This window comes from Donghicola eburneus (assembly GCF_900115865.1).
Taxonomy (GTDB): Bacteria; Pseudomonadota; Alphaproteobacteria; order Rhodobacterales; family Rhodobacteraceae; genus Donghicola; species Donghicola eburneus.
Map to the genome: position 1 here is coordinate 1 of NZ_FOXY01000038.1, position 6,776 is coordinate 6,776.

Annotated in this window: 5 protein-coding genes and 1 pseudogene; 3 read left to right on the top strand and 3 right to left on the bottom strand. The window is 59.7% G+C overall.

Annotation, left to right across the window (positions count from 1 at the left end):
* Positions 1-129: 129 nt before the first annotated feature.
* The 3 genes and pseudogenes from tnpB to BM225_RS21235 form a co-directional block, all read left to right on the top strand.
* Positions 130-414 (top strand): annotated as a pseudogene (tnpB, locus tag BM225_RS21225) (IS66 family insertion sequence element accessory protein TnpB); the annotation flags it as partial.
* 68 nt (positions 415-482) lie between these two features.
* A complete protein-coding gene (gene tnpC, locus BM225_RS21230) occupies positions 483-2,054 on the top strand; it encodes an IS66 family transposase (protein WP_092465514.1) in 1,572 nt (523 codons plus the stop codon).
* Positions 2,051-2,320, top strand: a complete 270-nt coding sequence (locus BM225_RS21235; RefSeq protein WP_092465515.1) for a hypothetical protein — start codon at positions 2,051-2,053, stop codon at positions 2,318-2,320. The genes tnpC and BM225_RS21235 overlap by 4 nt, the downstream gene beginning before the upstream one ends.
* Positions 2,321-2,627: 307 nt before the next feature.
* Here the strand turns inward: BM225_RS21235 and glmS are convergent, their stop codons facing one another.
* The 3 genes from glmS to BM225_RS21930 form a co-directional block, all read right to left on the bottom strand.
* Complete coding sequence (glmS, locus tag BM225_RS21240) at positions 2,628-4,445, bottom strand: glutamine--fructose-6-phosphate transaminase (isomerizing) (RefSeq protein WP_092465516.1); 1,818 nt, start codon at positions 4,443-4,445, stop codon at positions 2,628-2,630.
* Positions 4,445-5,800, bottom strand: a complete 1,356-nt coding sequence (gene glmU / locus BM225_RS21245; protein ID WP_092465517.1) for a bifunctional UDP-N-acetylglucosamine diphosphorylase/glucosamine-1-phosphate N-acetyltransferase GlmU — start codon at positions 5,798-5,800, stop codon at positions 4,445-4,447. The genes glmS and glmU overlap by 1 nt, the downstream gene beginning before the upstream one ends.
* A 243-nt stretch (positions 5,801-6,043) precedes the next feature.
* Positions 6,044-6,364, bottom strand: coding sequence for a hypothetical protein (locus BM225_RS21930; RefSeq protein WP_177218684.1), 321 nt, complete (start codon positions 6,362-6,364; stop codon positions 6,044-6,046).
* Positions 6,365-6,776: the final 412 nt, after the last annotated feature.

The window sequence follows — 6,776 nt, forward strand, 5'->3', positions numbered from 1 at the left end:
GCAGATTATGTCGAGTGATTTCTGCTAAAAACACCGCAGTCGGCAAGCCGTTGCCGCTGCGGACTCCGCATAATCATGCGCCCTGCATAATTGCGGTTATGAGGAGCTCCTCATAAGCGCAAGGGGCATGCGGGTTTGGCGCTGGTGGTCCAAACGGTGCTGGGACGTGATCCGTACAGTGGGGCGATTTTTGTGTTTAGATCGAAGCGCGGGGACAGGATCAAGATTCTGGTCTGGGATCAGACGGGTCTGGTGTTGGTCTACAAGCATTTGGAAGGGGGCCAATTCCAGTGGCCCCGGCCCGTGGACGGTGTGATCAGGCTGACGCCTGCACAGTTCACGGCCCTGTTTGAAGGGTTGGATTGGAAGGCGGTTCGGGCCGAGCGGCGCCACCAGCCCAAGCGCGCTGGATAACGTGCGGCGGGGTGACTCATGGGGGCGAATTCCGCAGCGCAAGCAGGCATGGTGGTGTATAACAGGTCATGCCTGCCTCAAACCAAATCAGCCCTGAATATGTTGCCGATCTCGAGCAACGATTGGCCCGCGCAGAGGCGGCCAATACGGCTCTGGCCGAGGCCAACGCACGGCTGGAACGGCTGTTGCTCCAGTCCCGGCACGCGCGGTTTGGCCCAAGCTCGGAAAAGGGTGATCCCGATCAGCGCAATCTCTTTGCTGAAGATATCGAGGTCGCGGAAGGGCAGTTGGCGGCCGCGGGAGAGGCCGCCGATAAAGCTCTCTGCAAGGCGCCTCGGCACGCGTCTGCCGTAAACCGGAACAAAGGGCGGCTGCCGGAGCATCTGGAACGTGTCGAAGAGGTTATCGAACCTGCAAACACGTCCTGCCCCTGTGGGTGCGGTGAGATGGTTCGGGTCGGGGAAGATCGCACCGAACGGCTCGATGTCGTGCCAGCCCGGTTCAGGGTGCTGGTCACCGTGCGTCCTAAATACATGTGCCGGGCGTGCAAGGGCGCATCCCACGCGCAAGCCCCGGCGCCGGAATTCCTTGTGCCGCGCGGTCTTGGGACAAACCGGTTCGCTATCCATACTGTCGTGTCCAAATTCTGCGACCACCTTCCCTTTTACCGACAAGCCGAGATCTGGCGCCGGGAGGGGATCGAGATTGATCGCACCATGCTGGCCAATTGGGCGGGCCGCGTCGCATTCCACCTCGCGCCTCTCATCGACGCTTTGATCGACGACCTGAAAGCGAGTGACCATCTCTTCGCAGACGAGACCACGGTTCCGGTCTTGGCCCCACGCACAGGCAAGACACGCAAGGATTATCTCTGGGCCGTGGTCCGCGATCAACGCGGCTGGGGAGGAGGCGATCCGCCAATCGTGGTGTTCCAGCATGCCAGAAGCCGGAGCGCCAAAACCGCTCAAGAGATCTTCCGTGACTTCCAGGGGCGCCAGCTGACCGTTGATGGCTACGCCGGATACGATGCATTAAGTGATCCGAAGAAAACCAATGCCCCTTGGACGATGGCCTATTGCTGGACGCATTGGCGACGCCGCTTCGTCGATTATAGCCGCACGACACACTCCCCGATTTGTCTGGAAATGACCAATCGCATCGCGCAGCTTTATCGGATCGAGGCTGACATCCGGGGCAAAGCGCCGGACGTTCGGCGCGCCGTCAGGCAACAGCTTTCCAAGCCCATCGTGGCTGCACTGCGCCTTTGGCTGGAAGGGCAACTTGACCTGCTCTCTTCAAGCTCGGATCTGGCCCGCCATATCAGGTATGGCCTCAAACGATGGGTGGGCCTGACCCGGTTCCTTGACGATGGCTGCATCGAGATGGATACGAATGCAGTAGAGAACGCAATTCGCCCGATCCCTCTTACAAGGAAGAACGCACTCTTTGCGGGAAACGACGACGGGGCGGTTACATGGGCACGCATGGCATCGCTGATCGGTACCTGCAAACTGAACGGGATTAACCCGCAGGCCTATCTGGAACACGTGCTGGACAAGATATTGAACGGACATATGCAGGATGACATCAAAAGCCTGATGCCCTGGAACTTCAAGCCGAACGGGTCAAAGTACTCATGAGCAAGATGAAAGATCTCGAGCGCAGCATCGAGGTGATCGCAGGGCAGATCACGGCTCAGCAAATGATCATGGAGGGCGTCATCGTCGAAGCCCTCCGCAAGAACGCCATCGACGAAGCGCAAATCATGGCGCTGCTGACCCAAGGCATGGATGTCTTCGAGAACAACAAGAACATGACCAAGAGCGAGACCTTTGGCGCGCTCGGCACCCTGACAAGCGTTGCTGACTCAATCAAACGCATGAAAGACGCGAAGCTCATCGGCTGAGCGCATGCGACCAACCCAAGTGTCGTCAAGACACAACTTGGAGGGTGGTCAGCCGGCGCTTACCCTTGACCGTAGCGCCAGGCTCCAATGTTTCCGCAACCAGATGCGCCTTTGCTTCTTCAGACCAAGTCCGATGCCCCGAAGGATGAAATTCAACGCCCAATGAAATGAGAAACGATTTTATCGCGCACATTGCGAAACGCACTCCCCGTTAGCAAACAGGAATGATCTCGCATCGCCAACCCATCAGCGCAATGTGGGGTGCAGACACCGTTTACACTCGAAGGGTGATCAGCCTGCGTTTACGCTATTCGACGGTGACCGATTTCGCGAGGTTGCGGGGTTGGTCGACGTCGGTGCCCATTGCGATGGCGGTGTGGTAGGCCAAGAGCTGCGCGGGCAGGGCATACAGGATCGGGGTCAGCACAGGGTCCACGTCGGGCATGGCGATGGTGCGCCAAGTGCCGTCCTGTGCTTCTTCGATGCCCTTTTTGTCGGTGATCAGCAGGACGCGGCCGTTGCGGGCCATGACCTCTTGCATGTTCGAGACGGTCTTGTCGAAGAGGCTGTCGCGCGGGGCCAGCACCACCACGGGCACCGTCTGGTCGATCAGCGCGATTGGGCCGTGCTTCAGTTCGCCCGAGGCATAGGCTTCGGCGTGGATGTAGCTGATTTCCTTGAGCTTTAGCGCGCCTTCCATCGCCAGCGGGAACATCAGGCCGCGGCCAAGGAAGAGGATATCGGTCGCCTCGGCCAGTTCGGCAGAGACCTCTTCGAAGCCATTGGTCTGGTTCAGGGCGTGATTCAGGACGCCGGGCAATGCGCGCAGGTTGTTCAGGTGGGTGCCAAGCTCTGCGTCGCTGATGTGGCCGCGCTGGTGGCCGGCCCGCAGGGCGAGCAGGAGCAGAACGGTCAGCTGGCAGGTAAACGCCTTGGTCGAGGCGACGCCGATTTCGGTGCCCGCGAGGATGGGCAGAGCCACGTCGGATTCCCGCGCGATCGAGCTTTCGGGGACGTTGACGACCGACAGGATGGTGTCTGCCTTGCCCTTGCAATAGCGCAGCGCCGCGAGGGTGTCGGCGGTTTCGCCCGACTGGCTGACAAACAGGGCTGCGCTGCCTGCGGGCATCGGGGGTTCGCGGTAGCGGAACTCGGATGCGATGTCGATTTCGCAGGGCAGTTGGGCCAGCTGTTCGAACCAGTATTTGGCCGTGACACAGGCGTAATAGGCGGTGCCGCAGGCCACCATGGTCATGCGCGACATGGCGGTAAAGTCGATCTCGGGCAGGACGATGTCGGTGCCGTCGGTGGTCAGGTAGTGGGTCAGGGCGTCGCCGATGACGATGGGCTGTTCGGCGATTTCCTTGGCCATGAAGTGCTTGTGGCCGCCCTTGTCCACGCGGGCGCTGTCCATGGAAATGGTGCGGGTTTCGCGGTGGACCTGCTGGCCGCTCGCATCGCGGATTTCGGCGCCAGCGCGGGTGATGACGGCCCAGTCGCCCTCTTCGAGATAGGTGATGCGGTTGGTCATCGGACCCAGCGCGATCGCGTCCGAGCCGACGAACATCTCGCCATCCCCGTGGCCGATGGCCAGGGGCGAGCCGAGGCGGGCGCAGATCAACAGGTCCTCTTCGCCCTCGAAGAGCAGGCAGAGGGCGAACGCGCCCTCGAGGCGGGCGATGGTGCTGGCCGCAGCCTCGCGCGGGGACTGGCCCTGATCCATGTACATGCGCACTAGGTGCGCGATGGTTTCGGTGTCGGTTTCCGTCTCGCAGACGATGCCGTGCGCCGAGAGTTCCAAACGCAATTCGCGGAAATTCTCGATGATGCCGTTGTGGACAACCGCCACGGGGCCCGAGCGGTGGGGGTGGGCGTTCACGACCGAGGGCGCGCCATGGGTGGCCCAACGGGTGTGGCCGATGCCCGCCTTGCCGGTCAGGGGTTCGTGGACCAACAGATCCGACAGGTTGACCAGCTTGCCGACCGCGCGGCGGCGGCGCAATTCGCCATCGTCGACGGTCGCGATGCCCGAGCTGTCATAGCCGCGATATTCGAGACGGCGCAGCGCCTCGACCAGAATGGGGGCAACTTCGTGATTGCCAAGAACTCCGACGATTCCGCACATCAGTTGGTCTCCTTCTTGGCGGCTGCCTTTTTGGCGCGCAGCATATCCATCAGCTTGAACGCCATTTTGGGTTTGTTCACCTGTTTGGCGCGGCCAAGGGCCAGGGCTCCGTCCTCCACATCCGTGGTGACGACAGAGCCGGAGCCGGTCATCGCGCCGTGGCCCACGCGCACGGGGGCCACCAGCATGGTGCTGGACCCGATAAAGGCGTTTTCGCCGATCTCGGTGTGGTGCTTGAAGAAGCCGTCATAGTTGCAGGTGATGGTGCCTGCGCCGATGTTGGTGCCTTTGCCGATGGTGGCGTCGCCGATATAGGTCAGGTGGTTGGCCTTGGCGCCTTCGCCGATCATGGCGTTTTTCACCTCAACGAAGTTGCCGATATGGGCGTGTTCGCTGATTTCCGCGCCGGGGCGCAGGCGGGCGTAGGGGCCGATGATCGCGCCGCGGCTGACATGGCAGCCCTCGAGGTGGCTGAACGCGCGAATGGTTGCGCCGGATTCCACGGTCACTTCGGGGCCAAAGACCACGTTGGGTTCGATGATGGTGTCGCGGCCCACGATTGTGTCATGGGCAAAGAACACGGTGTCGGGCGCGGTCATGGTGATGCCGCCCGCCAGCATTTCAGCCCGCATTTTCGACTGGAATTCAGCCTCGGCCTCGGCCAGTTGGGCGCGGGTGTTGACGCCCATGGTCTCGGATTCCGCGCAAGTGACTGCTGTGGCGCTGCGGCCTGTGTCCCACGCCAGACCCACGATGTCGGTCAGGTAGTATTCGCCCGAGGCGTTGTCATTGCCGACCTTGTCGATCAGGTCGAACAGTACCTCGGCCTTGGCGCAGACCACGCCGCTGTTGCACAGGGTGATGGCGCGCTCGGCCTCGGTCGCGTCCTTGAATTCAACGATGCGCTCTAGCTTGTCGCCGTTCATCACAAGGCGTCCGTAGCGGCCGGGATCGGCAGCCTCGAACCCCAGGATCACCACGTCGTGGGTAGCGCGGGCCTGCACCATCTGTTCGATGGTGTCGGGGCTGATAAAAGGGGTGTCGCCGTACAGAACGATCGCGTCGCCGGTGAAGCCCTCTAGCGCGGGGCGTGCTTGGGCGACCGCGTGGGCGGTGCCGAGCTGTTCGGTCTGTTCGGCAATCTGGATCTCGTCATCCCAGTGGCGGGCCGCCTCGGCCACCTGTGCGCCGCCGTGGCCCACAACAACCACCTGCCGCTCGGGCGACAAGGCTGCGCCGGACTTCATCGCATGGACTAAAAGAGGAGCGCCCGCGACCTGATGAAGGACTTTCGGAAGGTCAGAGTTCATGCGGCTGCCTTGGCCGGCTGCCAGAACAATCAGTGCGGTGGACATAATTCATCCTGTAAATACAAATTCTTTTTGCGTTGTACCCGCAAGTTTTTTTGTTGTGGGATTAAATGAAGTGTAAAAATAGACTAAGTCTTACAATCCTATGCGTTAGCAACCGTTTGCACCCTTCTAAAACTTTTCGTTATAGATAAATTCTTGCATGCGAATTTGTTTAATCAGTGCCGCGTGTCGAAGATGTAGCATTAGTGCTGCCACCGCCGGCGTTTGCATTGGCATCGCACAAGCCTACAGCTGCGGCTCCAGCCACACCGAGACCCCCAGGCCCGGCGAGGCCGCTTGCTCCCGCAACAGCCGTTCCCGCGCCGGCTGCAGCCATACCGGTCCTAGCAGCAGTACCGCCGCCAGCGGCAACTGAGGCTCTGCCAGTCGCACTACCTGCTTTTCCAGGTGCTCAGCTCTCAGGTGAGACGAAAGTTGCACCCCCTTGCGCGATTGGAAGGTTTGGGGGGTGTCAAAGCGATAGAAGTTACAAAGAGAATCTTCTTCATCATTTCTTTTCCTTTGCAGCCCTGTCGTGCGAGATAATCGTAAAATCATCGCGTTCAAAACGCCAACCCGAAATGATCAAATAGTTGCATTTTTCTGGAAGTACCATCAACGAGGATATTGGAGCGCTCCCTTGGTTCCTGTGAGAACACCAGAATAGCTTCCGTGAATTTAAAAAACCGTCACATAGCGGCTGTATTTTAAAGCCGTGTGGAGAAGGAATCAGACAATGAGGATGTTCGTATTTTTCATCTTGCTCACTTACTTCTTTATCGCGATGTGTTCTGGACAAGCGCTACTTATGCTCGCATCTGTTTTTATAACATTACTATCGTTGCTTGTTTTCGAAGTTGAACAACGACAACCGAATGGTTGAACTCTATCATGCGTCCTGCGTCTTCAACTTTTTGTCCCTGTGAAGAGGGTGGGCTTTCAAGGCAGGACCAAGAACACGTGGCAGGCGACGTTTTGA

Bases quoted from the DNA above. Each gene is read 5' to 3' on its own strand.
- tnpC (WP_092465514.1), top strand. From the start codon at position 483: ATGCCTGCCTCAAACCAAATCAGCCCTGAATATGTTGCCGATCTCGAG.
- BM225_RS21235 (WP_092465515.1), top strand. From the start codon at position 2,051: ATGAGCAAGATGAAAGATCTCGAGCGCAGCATCGAGGTGATCGCAGGG.
- glmU (WP_092465517.1), bottom strand. From the start codon at position 5,800: ATGTCCACCGCACTGATTGTTCTGGCAGCCGGCCAAGGCAGCCGCATG.
- glmS (WP_092465516.1), bottom strand. From the start codon at position 4,445: ATGTGCGGAATCGTCGGAGTTCTTGGCAATCACGAAGTTGCCCCCATT.